The organism is Shewanella profunda (genome assembly GCF_023283765.1).
GTDB classification, from domain to species: domain Bacteria; phylum Pseudomonadota; class Gammaproteobacteria; order Enterobacterales; family Shewanellaceae; genus Shewanella; species Shewanella profunda.
Map to the genome: position 1 here is coordinate 20,378 of NZ_JAKILG010000034.1, position 20,956 is coordinate 41,333.

The following is a 20,956-nucleotide window of genomic DNA, read 5'->3' on the forward strand; positions in this document are numbered from 1 at the left end:
GCCCAGATAAATCCCAGACTGATTTTGGCGTGAACGCAATGTTTATCATTAAAATTCCTTCACTTGTCGACAGTAAATCTGATTGCACAACGGCGGATGAATGCTATTGTATATTGCGCCATGACGCTTGCTTAAAGGAGCTGTGCAGTGTCCCCGAATACCGATAAACTTTCGATAGATAAAGAACTCTCTTGGTTATCATTTAATGAACGGGTGTTGCAAGAAGCCTGCGATCCTAATGTGCCCCTTGTTGAGCGAGTACGTTTTCTGGGTATTTTTTCCAATAATATGGATGAGTTTTTCCGCGTGCGCGTTGCTGCTGTTAGGCGGTCTATTTTACTTTCCACATTGCAGGAAGGTCGTAGTAATAGTCGCCATTTAATGGCCAAGATCCAATCCAAGGTCATGGCACTGCAGGAACGATTCGATGGCATTTATACGGATTTAATGCGTGAACTCGTTCGCCGTAATATTCTGTTAATCAATGAGAAGCAACTAAGCGAGTTTCACAGTAACTGGCTTAAAAAACATTTTAGGGATCATTTTAAGCGCCATATTGCCCCGCTAATCGTCAGCAATAGCCGCGATCTGGTAAAACTAATCAACGATGATGCCACCTATTTATGTGTGTGCTTAGACACCAAAGCCCGTCGCCAATATGCCTTGGTAGAAGTGCCGACAAAGAATGTGCCACGGTTTCTTGAGCTTCCAGCGGAAAAAAGCAAAGCGAAAAAGCACCTCATTTTGCTCGATAACATTATCCGTCACTGCGTGGATGAACTCTTTGGTCCCTTCTTCCAATACGATGCCATCGAAGTATATTCAATGAAACTCACCCGTGACGCCGATTTCGATATCACCGATGAGTTAGAGCAAACTCAGCTTGAAAAAATGACTAAGGGCCTGAAACAACGTCTCACTGCCGAGCCCGTGCGCTTAGTGTATGACAAGGAAATGCCCGAACATATGCTGGTGATGCTCAAAGAACAATTAAATATCAGCTCGACTGAATGTTTGATCCCCGGTGGACGTTACCACAGCTTTAAAGACTTTATAGACTTCCCTAATCCCAGCCGTGATTACCTCGAAAACGAAAAACTGCCCGCGCTCAATAGTGCAGGATTTGGCCGCAGCGCCAACAGTTTCGATGCGATCAAAATGGGCGATATTATGCTCAACTATCCGTACCATAAATTTTCCCACTTTACCGAAATGGTGCGCCAAGCGGCTTACGACCCTGCGGTACGCTTTATTAGGATAAATTTATACCGCGTAGCCAAAAAATCCCATGTAATGCAATCACTGATTGACGCTGTCAAAAATGGTAAACAAGTCACTGCGGTCATAGAACTAAGGGCAAGGTTCGATGAGCAGTCCAATATTCAGTGGACTCGTATCTTGGCAGAGGCTGGCGTAAAAGTTCACCACGGCATCACCAGTTTAAAAGTACACTCTAAATTGTGCCTAATTGGCCGTGAAGAACAGGGTGAAATGAAGCTATACTGCCACGTGGGCTCGGGGAACTTTAACGAAGGCACAGCGCGGGTGTATACCGACTTATCTCTGTTTACCGCAAACCAAGAAATTGCCCGTGAAGTTGAGCAAGTATTTGACTTGATTGAGCATCCGTATCGCCGAGATAACTTCCAACATTTGATCGTTTCACCCTACGATTCCAGACAGAAGCTCAACTACTTAATCGATAAAGAAATCGTCAATGCACAGAGTCATATTAAGGCCGCCATTACCTTAAAATTAAATAACTTGCTCGACGACGCTTTAGTGCAAAAGCTTTATGAAGCCTCGGCTGCAGGCGTAAAAATTAAGTTACTGATCCGCGGTATGTGCTCACTGATCCCACAAGTTCCAGGCATTAGTGACAATATCGAGGTTTACAGTATTGTGGATAGATTCCTCGAGCATTCCCGCGTGATGCTGTTCCATGCGGGTGGCGAAAATAAACTTTTTATCTGCTCCGCCGATTGGATGAGCCGCAATATTGATAACCGTGTTGAAGTCAGTGTACCGATTTATGATCTACGCCTAAAACAGATGGTGATGGATATTTTATCTTTACAGTTTAATGACAACACTAAGGCTCGTATCATCAATAAGGAACAAAGTAATCCTTATCGAAATCGGGGTAATAAGCGTAAAGTGCGTTCTCAAATTGCCATTTATCAATATCTGATTAATTATGAGAAGCGACAACAACAGGAATTCAACGCCCTGATGGAAGCGTCACAAGCGGCTTCATCGGATGAGCTTGCCCTAGAGCAAAACCCAGAATTACAGGCCAAGGCCAGCTAGTCGCTGGCTTTATTATCGTCTCGACTGCCTAAGGATAATCCGATTGGTTGCCACACATTCACAACCGCGACACTTTGTCGCCATCGACATGGGTTCAAATAGCTTTCACCTTGTTATCGCCCGTGAGCAAGATGGCAGTTTGCAAATATTACACAAAGAAAAACAACAGGTTCAGCTAGCGACTGGATTAGATGCACAAAACGTGTTAAGTCAAGAAGCGATGGAACGAGGCCTAAATTGCCTTCGCGATTTTAATCAACGATTCTCCAACCTTGACCAAGCACAAGTGCGTTTAGTGGCAACACACACCCTTAGAGTTGCTAAAAATCGTGAACAATTTATCGAAGCGGCACTTGCCATTATGCCCTATCCCGTCGAAGTGATTTCTGGTCACGAGGAAGCCCGCTTGATTTATAACGGTATTGCCCAAAGCCAAGTATTGGGCAAACACAATCTTGTTATCGATATTGGTGGTGGTTCTACCGAGGTAGTGCTGGGGCAAAAAAATACTCCAACCCATTTATCCAGTCTGCGCTGCGGTTGCGTCAGCTTTAACGAACGCTTCTTCCCTGATGGGCAAATCACTCCGGCTTCCTTTCGTGAAGCACAAAGCGCTGCCGATAAACAGTTTGCCTCTTTATCAAAGGAATATTTCAGCGGTAATTGGGACTTAGTGCTCGGCAGTTCGGGGACAGTAAAAGCGATATGCGATGCCATTCAAGAAGATCACGGCGATGAAGTCATCACCTTAACACGGCTAAAACAACTCAAGCTAAAATTGATCAGATACGGGCATATTGACCATATCCAATTCGCCCACATGGATAATAAACGAACGCCCTTGGTGCCTGCAGGGCTTGCTATTTTAATTAGCTTTTTTAGGCGTTTACCTATTGAGCAGTTGGAGTTTAGCCCAGGCGCGCTGCGCGAAGGTGTGTTATATGAGCTGGCCAAAATTGGTCAATATCAAGATATACGCCACCGCACTGTAGACAGCATTGCCCAGCTTTACCACATCGATATGCCCCACGCTACCAAGGTACGTGATACCGCCATGGCATTGTTTGAACAGGTTGCCGATGAATGGCATTTAAGGCCCCACGCACGATTACTCGCCTATGCAGCGACCTTGCATGAGATAGGTTTACACATTAATTCAAGGGCATTGCATAAACACGGCGCCTATATCATCAGTAATAGCGATATGCCCGGATTTAGTGAAGCATTACAGCAAGATCTAACACGACTGATTGCCAACCACTGTAAAAAACCCTATGAGTTGATGCTTGCTGAATTAGAACCAAATCATAAACTGACGCTCATTCGCCTACTTTGCCTATTGCGTCTTGCGGTGCTACTCAATCTTGGTCGTATCGCCAAAGCACCGACCTTGGACCAAATTCAAGTTATTCCCGACGGTGTCATGTTAGTACTACCGAGCCATAAACGAAAAATAAGCCTTTTTATGAAAGACTTACAGCGAGAGCAAAAACAAATGGCCACCCTTGGGATGAACCTACGTTTAGTGTCGAGTCTTACCTCCCACAGCGATAAACCCCCACTCGAGCAAGAGGACACACAAGGAACGATTACAAGCTAGATGCTAGCCATCTCCAACCTATCTAGGCTTAACTAGGGCGTGTTGAGGTTTCGAGATTAAATTTTGTTCGCTCTGGCAAATCGCTGCAAAAATAACCCTGAAACATCAACATGTTCTAGACTAACACCCTGTTGATTTGTGTTTGGTGATAATGTAATCGAGTGATCGCTAAGGCAATCAAGGCGAGTAGTGTTAACGACCCCATCACGACCCCACGCCACAGTGCCTCATGCCAAAACATCATCAAATAAGGCCCACCGAGCGCAGCACCAAGATAATAACAACATAAATAGAGTGAAGTCGCCTTAGCACGATCGCGACTTGCACGCATCGCCACAAAGGAATTACAACAACTGTGAGTCAGAAAGAAGCCACAGGCTGTCATTAAAAAACCCGCACAAATAGTCAAAGTGGTATCGAACAACGTGAGCAAACTACCCAATAACATCAAACACCAAGACCACTGATACAGCTTGTGCTGACCAAATTTTGCCAGCCATTTTGCGGTAAAATATGACGCTATGGTACCACTGGAATAACACAGGAAAATCAGAGTCGCTTGGAAGCGACTCCATTCATAGGGCTGTGCCATTAAATGTAATTGAATAAAGCTAAACTGATTCACCATCATCATAAAAGTTAAACCACCAATAGCGTAGACTAAACGCATTTGTGGATCCGTTAAATGATGGCTAAAACCATAAAAGTCTTGAATTAAGCGAGCACGTTTCGAGAGGAGTTTAGGTTCAGACTGAGCTTGTGACATCGCCTGCGCATCGGCACCTGAGGGTAATAAATAACTTGTCAGCGCAACGCCTACTAAGGTCACTAAAAACAATAACCACATAGAGGCTTGCCAAGATAAAAACTGCGACATCATCCCGCCAAGTAAACGCCCCGCAATACCACCAATACTGTTAGCCATAATGTAAATACCCGCGGCTTTAAGCATAGTGTTGGGGGATAATTGCTCTTTAAAATAAGCCATTGCAATAGCAGGTACCGCCGCCAGTACTACGCCCTGCAGCAATCGCACCAGAAGCAAGCCATTAAAATCCGGCGTCCAAATTAGCAATATATTTGACAGGGCTAATAGCCATAAACTCACAACAATAGGGGTATGCCGACCAATACGGTCAGAAATAACCGCATAGATAAGTAACGAAAACGCTAAAGAAAAGCTAGTAACAGAGAGGATCAAGGTTGCCTTAGAACCTGATACAGCAAAGTGCTCAGCAATTAAGGGCAACATGCCTTGCATTAAATACAAATTGATATACACCACAACGGAGGCCACACACAGGGCCCACATCAATCGGGTATCACGCTGTTTACTGTCAATCATAGTGTCCAACACGGCTTGCACTCTGGCCTCGATAACGCAAAAATCACAGGATAGACAAAGGGTAGCACTGGGCATAACATAACAATAATAGATAATTTATATCGCAATTATTGATTTTTGTTATAGACAAGCATTATCAGTAACCGAGTATGAGCCCAATAAATGGATATCCGTCAACTTAAACATTTAGATGCCCTTGCTAATACAGGTAGCTTTACTGCCGCGGCTAAAAAACTCAATATGGCCCAACCCGCACTCAGTCAGAGTATTAAGCGTCTTGAGCAGTCCCTTGGTGTTACCTTAATTAATCGCACCAGCCATAAAAATGACAAACTGCTGGCCCTCACCGCTGAAGGTTTAGTGCTACATCAACATGCCATGCTGATCCTAAAGCAAGTCAAACAGGCCGAAGCACAAATCCATGCAATGGCGAATCTCACCTCAGGAGAAGTGCGTATCGCAGTACCTGGCATGCTGGGTTCCTTCTATTTACCATCGCGATTAATGGCCTTTCGCCATCAATATCCCGAGCTAAAACTGTCGCTGTTTGAAGGTGGCACCCGCGATGCATTACGCATGTTACAGCAAGAAGAAGTGGATATTGCGATTATTACCGCCCAAGATTTACAGAGTGATTTTGACAGCCAACTGTTGATCCGTGAGCAAATGGTCATCGCAATGGGAACTGAGCATCCATTAGCAGAACATAAAGCTGTTAGCTTGAGTGATTTTTTTGATCATGAATTAGTGATGTTTAAGACAGGTTATTTTCACCGAGAATGGATACTCTCTCAGGCAAAAGTATTAGGGAAAAAACCCAATATTGCCTTTGAGACCAATCTGATTAACTTAATAAAACAGATTGTGTCCCAAGGCTTTGGCATCACCAGTGTGCTTGAAATGGCGATCAGCCCTAAGGATGATATTTTGGCGAAACCCTTCGATCCCCCAGTCTTTTTAAATCTGCATATTGCCTGGAAAAAACAGCGCCCTGTCAGTCAAGCCGACCGGGCTTTTGTCGAATTTTTGATGAAGAATCGCTAATAAAAAAGCCCTTTCAAATCAAATCTGCAAGGGCTTTATCACTTCTGCGTTTAACTACTTAACCATGACGGCTTTCATCAACACTTCAGTGGTGTATTTATCATTGTTGATCACCGGAAAACGGTCATAGGTTTGGAATATGACCTGCTCTTGATATTTAATCATAGCGACCACACCGTACTTAATACGTTTATCAATCGACTTCGCGGGCAATGAAAATTTAAAGGGCACAGGTGCACGGGCGATATTAAATGTCTTTTGGGCGACCACAACCCCAGGCGTATTAAGATCAATAATCGCAATGGTGATTTCACAGCCTTGAGGCAGGAGAATTTTCTCTAAATAACCCGCAGCACCATTGACAATCACTGGGGGCTCAGGCTGCACAGTCACGCAGCCATTGAGTAAAATAGCCATCAGTGAAAATATTAATAACGACTTAATTTTCATAACCATATCAACTTCCCTTAACCGTACGTATAAGCCCTTCTTGAGTAGAAGAAGCCACTAACTCGCCCTGTTGATTGAAAAACTGTCCCCTTACATAACCCCTACCACCACTGGCATTAGGGCTATCGATACTGTAAAGCAACCATTCGCCCATATTGATTTGGCGATGGAACCAGATAGCATGATCTATCGTCGCCATTCGCACTCCTGGACTCAAAAATGAAACGCCATGGGGCTGTGCTGCCGTCACTAAAAAGTTAAAGTCGGAAGCGTAGGCAAGTAAATATTCATGGATATGCGCATCGGTTGGCATAGGGCCATTTGCCCTTAGCCAAACATAACGATAAGGCTCGGTTTCTTTTGGTGCAAATGGATGGAGAGGATTGACGAGCCGCATTTCAATTGGTGCATCGGCCATAAACTTTTCCAGCATTTTAGCGGGAACTTTATCCCGCATCGTCATTGCGAGTTCTTGCTGATTTAACAGACCTTCGGGGCCGGATACCTGCGGCATCACAGCTTGATGACTAAAACCCTCTTCAGGTTCTTGAAAAGAACAGGTCATATGGAAAATGGGCCGTCCCTTTTGGATAGCACTAACGCGCCTTGCACTAAAACTGCCACCATCGCGCATATTCTCCACTTCATAAACAATCGGCAGCTTTTCGTCACCCGCACGTAAAAAATAGGAATGCAAGGAATGCACTTTACGCTCAACGGGAACCGTTTGCTTAGCAGCACTTAAGGCCTGCCCCATCACTTGGCCGCCAAACACATGCCCAAACCCCAGATCTTGGCTTTGACCACGGAACAGTCCAATTTCAATTTGCTCGAGGGAAAGTAATGATAAAAGATCGTCTAATACCTGACTCATGGGATCCTACTGAATAGTTAGCCATTAATGCTAAAGGGTAACTCAGTTCTACTAGGGCTGACCAGCATTGAGTACACAATACCAAAACAGAAACCATGTTGAATCCGACAAAACACAGCCTTGAACTTAATCAATTTTAATATCGTGTTCGAGTGCACTGAGCTTTGACCAAGAAAGAACTTTATCTTCACCACTGGCATGTAGACTCACGGGAAACGCTTGATAAAGTTGGTGCCAACATTGCGCCAATTTATACGGTGTACATAATCCCTCACAAAAGTACGTCGGCAAAAACTCGACAAACATGCCATGACTGACACTCCCCGCTCCCGCCAGAATATGCTGCCCATTGGGTGCATGCTCGCTCACCAAAAAGGCGGTGGTAGCGGTAAGGGTATCAAGGGAAAATAAGGGTTGAATTGCTGGTGCCAAATGTTTCTCTGTCATGGCCGTCACCGCCTGCGGACACAGGCTATTAACCCGAATATTGTGTAGCGCCCCTTCGATGGACAAACTATTGACCATACCGACTAAGGCCATTTTTGCCGCACTAAATCCAACTTGATGTAAATCCCCAAATAGACCTGATGCCCCCGTGGTCATCATAATGCGGCCATAATCTTGCAATTTCATCAATGGCCATACCGCTTGGGTTAAATAAAAACTGCCATTTAAATCCACATCTAACTGTCGCTGCCACTGTTCAGTAGTGATCCTTTCAAAGGCACAAGCACCATAAACACCCGCGTTATTAATTAAAATATCAATTCGTTGCCAGTTTTTTGCAACTTCATCAACCATACGATCTACTGCCGCTTTGTCACTCACATCGAGGACAAAATAAAGGCAATCACCACCTAACTTATGAATACTGTCAAAGGTCTGCATCAAGTTGTCATTGGTGGAATGAGTAGCAGAGTGAGCATCACTGATTAACTCAGCACAGCGAGCGATAGGTTGATCGATAAGTACGACTTTAGCACCCCGCTCTGCCAGCATAATAGCGTAAGCTCGGCCTAGTCCTGAACCCGCTCCTGTGATCAGTGCTACTTTCTTATCGAAACGCATCTGAACGTATCCTTATTGATATAATGCAAACTCGCATTATCTGGAGTGTGTAAGTCACGTAAAATCAACATCAGTATATAAGTGGCATCTTTGATGTTTACAACCTAACGAGTGCGTTGAATAATTTACCTAAATTAATAAAATCTTAGGTAAAGGGTTAAATAACCCTTTACCTATAACAACACAGACTTTTATGATTTTCTTTGAGCTTGACGACAAATATCATTCCATAAGAGTGAACATATGTGCGCCAATTCAAACTCTGTTAAATGCGTTTATTAGATAGTGCTCACTTTCGGCTGAAATATTGTTATGCTACTGCCAATTGAATACCCTTTTCTTTTTCGAGATAACGACTGGACGCCATGAATCCTTGGATTTTAGCCATAAGGCCGCGCACACTTCCTGCAGCAATCGGCCCACTATTGATAGGTAATATTCTTGCCTTACACCTTAACAGTTTTAGTTGGTTAATCGCTGCAACCTCCACGCTCTGTGCCGTGTTGCTACAAGTTGCGGTTAACCTTGCTAACGACTACTTTGATTTTAAAAATGGCATAGATACCGCCGAACGGATCGGCCCCACTCGCGTTAGCCAAAGTGGGATGATCCCTGCAAATAAAGTGCGTAATGCAATGATATTGTGTCTTATCCTTGCCCTCGCCGTCGGTTCCTATTTGATTTGGCATGGCGGCTGGCCTATCGCCATCTTAGCAGCGGCTGCTATTTTAGGCGCTCTTGGTTATAGTGGTGGCCCCTATCCATTGGCCTCCCATGGACTCGGTGAAGTTGCTGCATTTGTCTTTTTTGGATTAGTCGCCGTGGTTGGCAGTTATTATCTGCAAGCGGGTGATACAACAATCAATGCTTGGCTGTTAGGCTGTGCCATTGGCTTATTTAATGCCGCGATTATGTTAGTCAACAATACGCGAGATATTCGTACCGATACTCAAGCAGGCAAGCACACCTTGGCAGTACGTATTGGCGAAGCACAGGCAAAAGTACTCTATCAAGCTTTGATTTATTTGCCCTTTGGCTTAGTGATTGCTGGCTTTTTATTCGGCATTTTACCCGGCTTACCTGTACTGCTTGCGGGATTATCGCTGCTTATCGCCCGTAAACTCAGTAGCGATTTTTATGCCGTATCCGGTGAGGCTTTAAACCCGCTGCTCGGCCGCACTGCTAAGTTAACCATGATTTTCAGTACCTTATTCAGTGTGGGTTTAGTTTTTACGGCGTAACGTAAAAGTGCTAAGTGAGTGCTACAAGGTTAATTCTGAAGATAAAAAAGGTTCGTATCCTTGGTAGATACAAACCTTTTTTATTGGTAAGCGCAACTTCAGTTTCACCTCAACAACCGACAAGGGAAATCCAACATCAGACTATTGCCAGATATAACCCGAGATCAGTGTGTTTAACAAAATACCGTTAAAATTACGTTGGGCTTGGGATGAGTCATTGTGACCTGCGCCAAAACACACATGCAGTGGCAGTAAATGCTCTTCCCGCGGATGACTAAAACGCGCTTCAGGCGCCGCTTGCCAGTGTGTTAACGCTGTTTTTGCCTCGGCAGTGCTCGCACTTGCCGTTAATGTTTGCATGAGCCAATGATCAAATTCTGCACTGCGGCTTTGCACTGTAAGCTCGCTAGAAAAAAACGCCCGCATATTATGAAACGACATGCCAGAGCCCACTATTAATACCCCTTGTTCCCGCAGCGGCGCTAAAGCCTCACCAATTGCAATATGAGTCTTAGAAGCGAGACTGTCGACTAACGACATCTGCACCACGGGAATATTAGCCTCTGGATACATCAGCTTAAGTGGCACAAAGGTGCCGTGATCGAATGCGCGCTCGGCATCTAAGCGGGCAGTGATCCCCTTATCTGCTAACATCTTAGCAATCTGTCCGGCTAATTCTGGCTCACCAGGAGCAGGATACGTCAACTGATAAGCCTCAGGTGGAAATCCATAGTAGTCATACAAAATACTTGGTTTAGGGCTACTCGACAAAGTCACTACCGATTCTTCCCAATGGGCGGTGATCAGTATAATCGCCTTAGGGGTTGGAATTGGTGCCGTAACCGACGATAAAAATGCCGTTAACTCCGAATGATTAGCATCATTGAGCAAAGGCATAGGGCCACCACCGTGGGGGACAAACAGCACAGGCATTCGACTGACTTTAGCTTGTCTCATTATGTTCTCGTGTTGATTAACTTATATCTGAACTAACTATTGTTTACCGTTAACGTACAGCATTTATCGCTAAATGACTTTTCAATAAACTCAAAATGCTGAACGACTCTGCGATAGCTGTCTCTGAAGGTGCACTAAACGCTCCACAATTTCATCGAGCTTGATAATAAGAAATAGCCCTATCGATAAACTCAATGCTGGCAGCGCATTCATTGCCGCTTCATAGTTAAAGTGGAAATAAATCGCCCCCATCATAATGGCTAGTAGACCACTCGCATAATGGCTAGTAGACCACTCGCCGAGAGCACTCGGTAGTCACGCAAAAACAATCCAAGGGCGCCAATGACTTCCATTAACCCAACCAAATAGCCAAAACCAGTGGGGAGATTCATCAAGGTGAAGGGGACATGGAACATAGGCACCCCAAACAATTTGGCAAATCCAGAGATAAAAAATACTATGCTCATCGCCAATGTTACGGTTGCGGCGGCGCGATTGAGTGTATTAGCACAAAGGTATAATTTCTGTGTATCTGCCTCAGCAACTAAGTCAGTAGTAACAGAGCCCTTATCGCCACATAAGTTTGAAAGTCCCATAGAACACCCCATTTAACTGAATATTGGCCGTCAGTCTTGGGCATCAATGTGCAGACGACGAGCGAGATATGGCGTAGATTATGAGCCGATAAAAGATAAATAAATATGGAATAAAATCTAACATCTCTTAAACTAATAATTTAGATCTTGCGAGTAACGCCAATGACCTTAGATCAACTGTTGATGTTTAAAACCGTAGCTGAGGCGGGCTCGCTTAAAGCCGCTAGCGACAAGCTGCATAAAACCCAACCCGCCATTAGTCAAAGTATTAAACAGTTAGAATCCCAACTCGATCTTATCCTGTTTAATCGCGAAGGTTATCGACTCGCCCTGACAGAGCAAGGTCGAAAACTGCTGCAACATACTCAGCGAGTGCTGAATGAAGCGCAGGAAATGAAACAAGTCGCGAAGCATTTGGCAAAAGGCAACGAAGCGAGCATCACCTTAGCCTTCGAGGCCTCGTTCAATCTCGCTCAGATCCTACCCATTCTAGAGCGGACTCAAAATGAATTTCCCTATACTCAAATCATCCTCAAGCAAGAGTTTTTAACTGGCGCGCTTGAAGCGCTAAATCAAGATAAAGCCGAAATTGCTATTTCAGCTGGCGGGATTGAGCCGCTGCATTCAACTCATTTACAGGTAGCCTATTTATTTTCCGGTAACCTTCTCGATGTAGCTTCCCCACGTTTACTAGAACGTCATCCGACCCTCACCTGCGCGAAGGAACTCGTCAATGAATATCAAATAGTGATCCAAGATACGGGCTCAGGCACTGCGAATATTGAATTTGGGGTACAAGCGGGTCAACGACGTTGGTATGTTAATGATTTTTATACTAAGAAAATGCTAATTCAAAGCGGTATGGGTTGGGGAAAACTGCCCTACTATATGATTGAACAAGCACTAAAACAAAAGGAACTGGTTCCACTCAATCTACGCGAAAGGCAAAACAGCATTCAGCTCGACTACTATGTCATGCGCAAACCTCACTCACCACTAGGACCTGTTGCCCAAACCCTTTGGCAAAATCTAGTGATCTTTGCGACATCCCCAGAGGATAGGCTTAACGGCCAGTGAAAAAAATAAAGGGCCAAAAGGCCCTTTTAGTCAAGCTTTTGATCCTACTGTATTTCTTGTTTTGCAACCGCCCGATCTAACTTAGCGCGCTCAACTTCGGGTGAGGCTTTAATCGCATTAACTAAGGCGATTAAATCCGCACCATCTTGAGCGGCTAATAGCACTAAGTTACTGTTATTTTTCCAATCCACTCTCAACCCATAAAGTTTAGCGAAATCCTCGGCTGAGGTTTCTGGTTTAAGCTTAACCACCAGTTTGCCCGTCATTTCAGCAAATGGCTTACCCGACTGAGTCACCACTTGTTGCCCTTTCATCAACTGCTTAGCTTGCTTAACACCGGAGTCGGTCTTGATATAGTATTGTGTATCCGCTCCCAAAAACTCAGCACGGCTTAGAGTTACCCCTTTTGTTTCACCCTGAGGTGGAACCAAATCAACTTTGTCATGTGCCATAGCTTGTGCAGACAGTGATAGAGCGACTGCGACTAATGATAAATTTAATATTTTCATTTGGTACTCCTTAAGATGCAGACTTGGCAGCATGGCCGTGGAAACGAATTGACCAACCTTTCAATTTACCGTCAGCCTCGTTAGGAATTGAGATATAGCCTTGGTCATACTTAATAAATCTGTAACTACCGCTATTCACATCGATAAGCTTGATAGTCCATTCCCCCTTTGATGACTCACCGTAAAACGCATTTGACAGCATAGGTGTCGCATCATAGCCCGTGACAATATCATTAGGATTGGTTTTATCCATCACGCCTTGATAAACCTGACCGTTATAAGGTGTCATCAGCACGCTTTTAGTGCCAGCAGGAGAAATAAGCTCTACAGCCAGATCCGGCAGGCGCAGGTGATCTGCCGTTAGCTCAATCTGTACCGCTTCGATAACTAAATCCTCAGTAACGACTTGAGTGTCACTGACACCATTTACATTGGCATCGGGGATAGATTTAGCTAACACTTCGCTTGCTTGCCACTCTGAAACAACATATTCACCTAAATCTTCTGCATAAGACTTAGCCAGTTTGACTGCTTCACTCACATTGACTCGACCAAAACCATATAAATTATGGAATGAAAATCCTGCGGCGTTTTGTTGCCATGCGGGAATAGCCGCATATTCTGCCGCACCTTCACCCACTCCGACAGTGACCGTTTTTGCAGCGATCTGTGCATCAACTTTTGTCGCTGTTTTTGCCAGAACATGGCGTACATCACGCCAAGTTAACTCAGGATTAGCACTCATAATTACCGCAACAGCACCAGACGTATTAGGTGCTGCAGATGAAGTCCCATTCATGGTAGAAGTGTAATCACAATTGGAATTTAAAGGATGTAATCCACCATGGAATGGCGTACTTGGACGATCTTCGGCAATGACAGAACCCTTATCACAACCCATACGATCCGTTGTGACAATAGCAGGCGCATCATCACCATATTCACCGCCTGGCGCCGTTAAAAATACATTAGAGCCGACAGAGGAATAACTTGATAATTGACCATTCGCGTTAATGGCACTCACCACTAAGTTGTAAACGTTAGCATTATCGCTAGACATATTTGAGTTGTGGAAAGGTAAACCATGGTTGGCTGGATTTTCTGGCGTAGCATCAAAGTAATCACCCGGTAACCAGAAGGTGCGGAAACGATAGTAATCATAACCATTACCCGCAGATTTCACGAAGATACTGCCTTTCCCATCAAAGCTTTGAGTCGCCACATCCCGATATACTTCAGTTTCATCTTCATCAAAAGTATCAGGAAATGGAACGCTATAACCATAACTTTGGTTAAACACACGAGCACTGTCACTATAGGCACTCGCCCCATGGGATTTGACAAAGTTTTCAAATGTTTGCACATTTGCGACTTGGCCAGTTGGATCTGAGTCTAAGAAGTTAAAGCCAATCAGTTGTGCCTTTGGCGCAACACCACGCCCACCAATACCGTTCCAACCTTCTGCGGCAATAATACCCCCTACAGCAGTACCATGACCCGCAGAACCAGCAAATGGCGTAGGATCAACGGTACCTGTGATGAGGTTGTAAGAACCCCCATTCACTATATTGTTAACCAGATCAGCGTGAGCAATTTCTAACCCATCATCCACCACAGCAACCGTGATACCTTGACCCATGATCTGCTGTGACATAGCGCCACTCACATTCATGTCTTCACCCACAACACCGCGACTAGCGGCAAACGCATTTTGTCCCGTGTTTTTTAAATGCCATTGGTATGCATATAAAGGATCGCCATTTTTAATATTAATAATTAAATTAGCTTCGGCAGTATACTGACCATCAGATACTTTGAATTTAATAACTTCGGTACCTTCAGTCACATCCGTGGAATAAGTGAACTCACCTGTACTTTTATTAACCAGAGTTAACGTTCCTAATTTTATGTCACTAGGATCAACCAATGAATAAGTTAAACCACCTTCCGCATCTGTTGCATCTAACTTACCGGAGAATAATAAAGACTGGGACACGTCAATAGTGATATCAGCAGTAAGTGGTGCTGTGTTGACGGGTTCGGGAGACTTTTTATCACTACCACAACCTGCCAATAAGGCAGCTGTGATACTTAATGCAACAATGGACATACGCATGATAGACATTCCTTCTTGTCATTACATCTTATAATTTAATGTGGATAATGAGTATTAATTCACCATTTCCGCATTAAATACTGTTATTTTAATTATTTTTATCACCACCAAAACAATTAACAAATGAATCAATGGCGACACACCTTTTAACATATGCGTAAAGGGTGTGAAAACATGTATAAACAGTATGACAGATTGAATATGACGATCTGACGTATAAAACCTGCAGGCTAAATAAACTCAAAAACATTCTCACCCATCAAAGATGAATAAAAATACACATTAAATAACAAATAGTTACAATGTAAAACCAAAATTTTCTATGGTGATTTTAAATGATTTAGATTAATAATAAATTGTTACAATTTTATAAAAATGGGCAGTTTACCGTATTCAAACCTCATAAATAAAATGCCTTTTACCGTACTTATGACAATATAAGTTCTATTGAACGTTGCTTTAAACAGACAATAGTTAATTTAACTTATAGCATGCACTGTTATTTAAATTGATAGTTACGGTTAAACACAAACAAACCTTGAATAAAAAAAGTCCTTATTTCAATCAATATTAACTGTTAACACAACCCATAAATAAGTCACTCAAAAAACCATATAAACAACCAAGTATCAATGACATTTATCAAACATGATGGATATAGAAAACACACTTAAAAATTAAAAACACAGTGGTAACTGCATATTGAATCGAGCTATATTCACATAAAAAAACGCCTCAATTTTGAGGCGTCTTTTGATTATTATGATTATTTACACTCGATAGTTAACAGTATTAAAGCTTAGTTAAAGTACGCACCTTCGCGCTCCAATCTAAGTGGTACTTCTCGCCTGCAGGGGTATCGATACGTTCAAATGTATGAGCACCAAAAAAGTCACGCTGACCTTGGAGTAAATTCGCCGGTAATGTTTCGCAACGGTAACTGTCGTAATACGCCAGAGCCGAGCTAATACACGGCGCTGGGATGCCTTGCATTATCGCAGTAGCCACCGCTGTGCGCCATAGGCCTTGTTTTTCAGACAAGGCAGACGCAAAACTGTCCGCCATCATCAGATTGCTAAGCTCAGGATTATCTTTATAAGCTTGGGTAATTGATTGCAGGAAAGTCGCACGAATAATGCAGCCCGCACGCCAAATTTTTGCAATTTCAGCAAAATCTAACTGCCATTTTTGCTCATGGGCCGTCATCGCCATTAACTGGAAACCTTGGGCATAACAACAAACTTTTGCGCAATATAACGCGCTTTCAAGGGCTTCAATCAATTGCGCTTTTTGCGCATTATCAATAATTGTTGGATTTGGCCCCGCTAATTTCTGGCTAAGTTGCAAGCGTAAGGATTTTTGGGTACTCACGGCGCGAGCATACACAGCCTCAGCAATCGTCGGCGCCGGACAGCCAATTTGTAAACTGCTCACGGCAGTCCACAAACCTGTGCCTTTCTGGCCCGCTTTATCTAAGATCATTTCCACCAGCGGTTTACCCGTTAATGGATCGGCCTGTTTTAATACCTCGCTGCTGATTTCCATCAAATAGCTGTTCAAGCTGCCTTTATTCCAGCGTTCGAACACATCGCCAACTTCCGATGCACTCATACCTAAGCCATCATGCAACATTTGATACGCTTCGCAAATCAACTGCATATCAGCGTATTCGATACCGTTGTGTACCATTTTCACATAATGGCCAGAACCCGCAGGACCAATATAAGTCGTGCATGGCTCGCCTTCGGTCACAGGATTTCCCGGCTCGAAGCGTTCGATAGGTAACCCGGTTTTTGCATCAACCTTAGCGGCAATCGCTTTCCAAATAGGTTCGACGTGATGCCATGCATCTATATCGCCGCTGGGCATAAGGGATGGACCGAAACGCGCTCCGACTTCACCGCCCGAAACTGCAGAGCTGAAAAATACAAACTGGCCTTTATAACGAGCTTCACGCTCGACGGTATCTGTCCATAGGCTGTTACCCGTATCAATAACGATATCGTCGGACTCAATTCCGGCAGAAATCAAGGCTCTACACACACCGTCGACGGGGGCTCCGGCAGGAACAGAAAGTACAAGAATGCGGGGTTTTGTGAGGCTGGCTAACATTTCGGTAAGATTAGCACAGCCAAGAATGCGAGGTTTGAGTCCAGCGCGCTCCTGTTTTTCTTGCTGTATAACACCACTAACTTTAACAGGATCGAGGTCAAATGCGCTGACCTGATATTGGTTATCCGCGATGTTTAGCGCGAGGTTTTTACCCATCACGCCAAGGCCAATTACACCGATATCATTAAGATTGCTGTGGTTTTTCATTATATTATTCCCACGGGTCACAGAGGTTAAAACTAACCAATTTTGAGGCGTAATTATAGCGATTTTTGTAACTTAATTACCAGAGACATACCATTGGCAATTTCGATTGCACTGTTCGATTGTATAGAGAGTACCAATCGTTTAGGTCTCATCTCATCCTCCATAAGCGTCAACTAATGGGCGAGTTTAAGCCCTAAAACACCCAGTAATATCAATAACAAACTGGCAATTTTAAGTAAGCTAACGCCTTCTCCTAACAGGAAAATACCTGCAATCGCCGTACCCATAGCACCTATGCCGACCCACACGCCGTAAGCCGTACCAATCGGTAATTGCTTAACAGCAAGCCCTAGCAACAATACACTGATCGCCATAGATGCCACTGTAAAGACACTTGGCCACAAACGCGTAAAACCTTCGGTATATTTCAGCCCTATGGCCCAACCAATTTCGAATAAACCCGCAAGGACTAATAACAACCAGCTCATAGTGAACTCCCATAAAGGGGTCGTCCCCATGTTAGATTAGGCGTATTTAGGGTCGTCCCTAAGCCATTTGATTATCGTGATAACTGTACGTGACGATTGTACGTGATAGCTGTACATGATGAGCCTGCAAGCCTAGCAAATTTGAGACGAAAACTTCAATCTTTGATTTTTCCAAAATGAGAAATGCAGATAACAAAAAGGCGATAGCAAGCTTTGTAAGTTAACTATCGCCTTGATATTTCCACTCTTTATAAGGCCATTACACTCTTTCTATTAAGGCATTTACACTAAGGCATCGGCATAACCCATGCGAGTGAGCGCGGTTCGCACTAGCTCTAAGGTCTGTGGATCTTCTATGGTCGCTGGCGCGGTATATTGCTGATTATCGGCAATTTTTCGCATAGTCCCGCGTAAAATTTTACCAGAGCGCGTTTTAGGTAGTTTTTGAATCGCACTCACTAACCTAAAGGAAGCAACAGGACCAATCTCTTGACGCACTAAGGTAATTAACTGTTTATGCAGTTCTTCATCACTAATAGTTACGCCCTTTTTCAATACCACTAACCCCAATGGCACCTGACCTTTAAGCTGATCATCAACCCCAATCACAGCCGCTTCGGCCACATCTGGGTGTTGACATAGAACTTCTTCAAAACGCCCCGTCGATAACCTATGCCCCGCCACATTAATGATGTCATCGATACGACTCATAATGTAGAGATAACCGTCTTCATCGGTATAGCCCGCGTCACCGGTTAAGTAATACCCCGGATACATGGACAAGTAACTATCTTGATAACGTTGATCATTTTGCCACAGTGTCGTCAAAGTACCCGGCGGCAAAGGTAGCTTAATCACCACATTACCCGAGGTATTGGGCGCAACTTGCTCACCCAATTCGTCCAGCACTTCAACCGCATAACCTGGCACGGGTAAAGCAGGCGATCCAGGTTTAATGGTAACCGGTGCTGTACCCATCAAGTTTGCCGCTACAGGCCAACCCGTTTCAGTTTGCCACCAGTGATCGATAACAGGTTTAGCGAGTTTAGTGTGTGCCCAAACTAAGGTATCGGGATCGCAACGCTCACCCGCCAAGAACACATTTTTAAGACATCTTAAATCAACACCTTGTAGATATTCACCGTCAGGATCTTCACGCTTAATTGCCCGAATAGCCGTCGGTGCGGTGAAGAAGCTTTTGACCTTATATTTGGCAATCGTGCGCCAAAATGCGCCGGGATCGGGCGTCCCCACAGGTTTGCCCTCGTACATTAAGGTGGTTGCGCCCACCAATAGAGGTCCATACACAATGTAAGAATGACCGACAACCCAGCCCACATCGGACGCCGCCCAAAAGACATCGCCCGCTTGAATATCGTAAATATGCTGCATCGACCAAGCCAGAGCCACGGCATGGCCACCATTATCCCGCACCACACCTTTAGGCTGACCCGTGGTGCCTGAGGTATAAAGCACATACAAGGGATCTGTGGCCTTAAGGGCGACACAATCGACCTTAGGCGCAGTTGCTAATGCGGCTTGCCAATCTAAGTCACGGCCTTCGAGTAAGTCAGCATGATATTGGCTACGATTTAAAATTAGACAATGCTCAACCTGATGAACAGCTTGTGCCAGTGCTTTATCTAACAGAGGTTTATAAGGGATCACGCCCGAAGGTTCAATACCGCAGGATGCCGACAATACCAATTTGGGTTTAGCATCATTGATCCGAGTCGCGAGTTCATTGGCGGCAAAGCCACCAAAAACCACCGAATGAATCGCGCCTATGCGGGCGCAAGCCAACATAGCGAAGGCGGTTTCGGGCACCATGGGCATATAAATCACCACACGGTCACCCTTACCGATACCAATGGATTGCATAAAGCCCGCGAGTCGGCTCACTTGAGCCAGTAACTCCGCATAGCTAATACCGTATTCAGTGTCAGTCACTGGGCTCACATATTGGATCGCCACTTGCTCACCGCGCCCAGCTAACACATGGCGGTCGACGGCGTTATAACAAGTATTCATCTCACCATCAGCAAACCAATGGTAAAATGGTGCCTGCGACTCATCGAGTACAGTTTGCGCTGGTTTTATCCAATCGAGCGTCTTGGCCGCTTCTCCCCAGAAATCGGCTTTATTAAGCAAGGATGCTTGATGCAACGCTTGATGTTTTTGTTGATTTTGCTTTCCAGTTTGCGCTACAGATGCATTTTGCTGTTCGATCAACATATGCCCTCCAATCAGGACTGCGACTTTAATTAGCAGCCGCAATAACTACCCCTTCCTTCCTGCTTCTATTATTAGCAGGGCCGCATCACCCCCACTATTAGACGTTAGCCTATAACCAGAGAGTATTTGTGGTTTTATGTGAGAACACTAATTTAAAGCACACGTTTTAATCTCGCTGCACAGGCTTATGGCAATAGGGATTGACAGCATTTTGTGAAGAGAATAAAAGTTCAAATCTTTACCTTTACGTAAACTTCATATATCTTGCTTAAAACTGATTATTTAGGGTGCATGAATGAGCACAACGAACACAATACAAACGACATACTCGATTAGTGATCTCTCAAAAGAGTTTGATATCACCACGCGGAGCATTCGTTTTTACGAAGACCAAGGTTTGCTTAAGCCTAAACGCCGCGGCCAGACCCGCATTTATAGCCTAAAAGACAGAGTCCGTCTCAAACTTATTCTGCGTGGCAAGCGCTTAGGCTTCTCTTTGGCTGAAACCCGTCGGTTATTCGAACTATACGATGCAGATAAAAGCAGCACTTCTCAGCTCAACACTATGCTAGCCCTTGTGGAAGAAAAGAAATCCGCCCTACAGCAGCAAATGGATGACATTAAAGTGGTGCTGATGGAGCTCAATTCCGCCGAGCAGCAATGCCGTATAGCCCTAGAAGAAAGCAAGACCAAAGCTTAAAAAGACTCAAGCACCTAAAAATCATAA

At 44.3% G+C, this 20,956-nt stretch carries 18 protein-coding genes; 6 read left to right on the plus strand and 12 right to left on the minus strand.

What is annotated here, in order from left to right; translation table 11 throughout:
• Positions 1–147 precede the first annotated feature (147 nt).
• The gene (gene ppk1, locus L2744_RS15110) at positions 148–2,310 is read left to right on the plus strand and encodes a polyphosphate kinase 1 (RefSeq protein ID WP_248992696.1); all 2,163 of its coding nucleotides are present in this window, start codon (positions 148–150) and stop codon (positions 2,308–2,310) included.
• Positions 2,311–2,353: 43 nt separating this feature from the next.
• Positions 2,354–3,910, plus strand: a complete 1,557-nt coding sequence (gene ppx, locus L2744_RS15115; RefSeq protein ID WP_248992697.1) for an exopolyphosphatase — start codon at positions 2,354–2,356, stop codon at positions 3,908–3,910.
• Between the two features lie 115 nt (positions 3,911–4,025).
• Here ppx and L2744_RS15120 read toward each other — a convergent pair whose 3' ends face one another.
• Positions 4,026–5,276 (minus strand): MFS transporter, encoded by a 1,251-nt coding sequence (locus L2744_RS15120; protein WP_248992723.1) that lies wholly within the window; start codon positions 5,274–5,276, stop codon positions 4,026–4,028.
• A 141-nt stretch (positions 5,277–5,417) separates the two neighbouring features.
• Between L2744_RS15120 and L2744_RS15125 the strand changes: the two genes are divergently transcribed.
• The gene (locus L2744_RS15125) at positions 5,418–6,299 is read left to right on the plus strand and encodes a LysR family transcriptional regulator (RefSeq protein WP_248992698.1); all 882 of its coding nucleotides are present in this window, start codon (positions 5,418–5,420) and stop codon (positions 6,297–6,299) included.
• A 54-nt stretch (positions 6,300–6,353) separates the two neighbouring features.
• Here L2744_RS15125 and L2744_RS15130 read toward each other — a convergent pair whose 3' ends face one another.
• From L2744_RS15130 to L2744_RS15140, 3 genes are all read right to left on the minus strand, one after another.
• A complete protein-coding gene (locus tag L2744_RS15130) occupies positions 6,354–6,755 on the minus strand; it encodes a YbaY family lipoprotein (protein WP_248992699.1) in 402 nt (133 codons plus the stop codon).
• Position 6,756: 1 nt separating this feature from the next.
• Entirely contained in the window at positions 6,757–7,623 is an 867-nt protein-coding gene (gene tesB / locus L2744_RS15135) for an acyl-CoA thioesterase II (RefSeq protein WP_248992700.1), read from the minus strand.
• Positions 7,624–7,749: 126 nt separating this feature from the next.
• Entirely contained in the window at positions 7,750–8,691 is a 942-nt protein-coding gene (locus tag L2744_RS15140; protein WP_248992701.1) for an SDR family NAD(P)-dependent oxidoreductase, read from the minus strand.
• Between the two features lie 365 nt (positions 8,692–9,056).
• Between L2744_RS15140 and L2744_RS15145 the strand changes: the two genes are divergently transcribed.
• Positions 9,057–9,932 (plus strand): 1,4-dihydroxy-2-naphthoate polyprenyltransferase, encoded by an 876-nt coding sequence (locus tag L2744_RS15145; RefSeq protein ID WP_248992702.1) that lies wholly within the window; start codon positions 9,057–9,059, stop codon positions 9,930–9,932.
• Between the two features lie 141 nt (positions 9,933–10,073).
• Here the strand turns inward: L2744_RS15145 and L2744_RS15150 are convergent, their stop codons facing one another.
• The 3 genes from L2744_RS15150 to L2744_RS15160 all read right to left on the minus strand — a co-directional run bounded on the left by L2744_RS15150 (position 10,074) and on the right by L2744_RS15160 (position 11,485).
• Positions 10,074–10,889 carry a DODA-type extradiol aromatic ring-opening family dioxygenase gene (locus L2744_RS15150; RefSeq protein WP_248992703.1) on the minus strand — a complete coding sequence of 272 codons (816 nt, stop codon included), beginning with the start codon at positions 10,887–10,889 and terminating at the stop codon, positions 10,074–10,076.
• A 90-nt stretch (positions 10,890–10,979) separates the two neighbouring features.
• Positions 10,980–11,144: a hypothetical protein gene (locus L2744_RS15155; RefSeq protein WP_248992704.1), complete on the minus strand. Its 165-nt coding sequence runs from the start codon at positions 11,142–11,144 to the stop codon at positions 10,980–10,982.
• 5 nt (positions 11,145–11,149) lie between these two features.
• On the minus strand, positions 11,150–11,485 hold the full coding sequence (locus L2744_RS15160; protein WP_248992705.1) for a DoxX family protein: 336 nt from the start codon (positions 11,483–11,485) through the stop codon (positions 11,150–11,152).
• A 162-nt stretch (positions 11,486–11,647) separates the two neighbouring features.
• Between L2744_RS15160 and L2744_RS15165 the strand changes: the two genes are divergently transcribed.
• Positions 11,648–12,562 carry a LysR family transcriptional regulator gene (locus tag L2744_RS15165; RefSeq protein WP_248992706.1) on the plus strand — a complete coding sequence of 305 codons (915 nt, stop codon included), beginning with the start codon at positions 11,648–11,650 and terminating at the stop codon, positions 12,560–12,562.
• 44 nt (positions 12,563–12,606) lie between these two features.
• Here L2744_RS15165 and L2744_RS15170 read toward each other — a convergent pair whose 3' ends face one another.
• From L2744_RS15170 to L2744_RS15190, 5 genes are all read right to left on the minus strand, one after another.
• Positions 12,607–13,071: a serine protease external chaperone gene (locus L2744_RS15170; RefSeq protein ID WP_248992707.1), complete on the minus strand. Its 465-nt coding sequence runs from the start codon at positions 13,069–13,071 to the stop codon at positions 12,607–12,609.
• Positions 13,072–13,081: 10 nt separating this feature from the next.
• Entirely contained in the window at positions 13,082–15,187 is a 2,106-nt protein-coding gene (locus L2744_RS15175; protein ID WP_248992708.1) for a S8 family serine peptidase, read from the minus strand.
• A gap of 792 nt (positions 15,188–15,979) precedes the next feature.
• Positions 15,980–17,506 carry an NADP-dependent phosphogluconate dehydrogenase gene (gene gnd, locus L2744_RS15180; protein WP_248992709.1) on the minus strand — a complete coding sequence of 509 codons (1,527 nt, stop codon included), beginning with the start codon at positions 17,504–17,506 and terminating at the stop codon, positions 15,980–15,982.
• 173 nt (positions 17,507–17,679) lie between these two features.
• Entirely contained in the window at positions 17,680–17,994 is a 315-nt protein-coding gene (sugE, locus tag L2744_RS15185; RefSeq protein WP_248992710.1) for a quaternary ammonium compound efflux SMR transporter SugE, read from the minus strand.
• Between the two features lie 282 nt (positions 17,995–18,276).
• A complete protein-coding gene (locus L2744_RS15190; RefSeq protein ID WP_248992711.1) occupies positions 18,277–20,229 on the minus strand; it encodes a propionyl-CoA synthetase in 1,953 nt (650 codons plus the stop codon).
• A 295-nt stretch (positions 20,230–20,524) separates the two neighbouring features.
• Here L2744_RS15190 and L2744_RS15195 point away from each other — a divergent pair, with 295 nt between their 5' ends.
• A complete protein-coding gene (locus L2744_RS15195) occupies positions 20,525–20,929 on the plus strand; it encodes a MerR family transcriptional regulator (protein ID WP_248992712.1) in 405 nt (134 codons plus the stop codon).
• Positions 20,930–20,956: the final 27 nt, after the last annotated feature.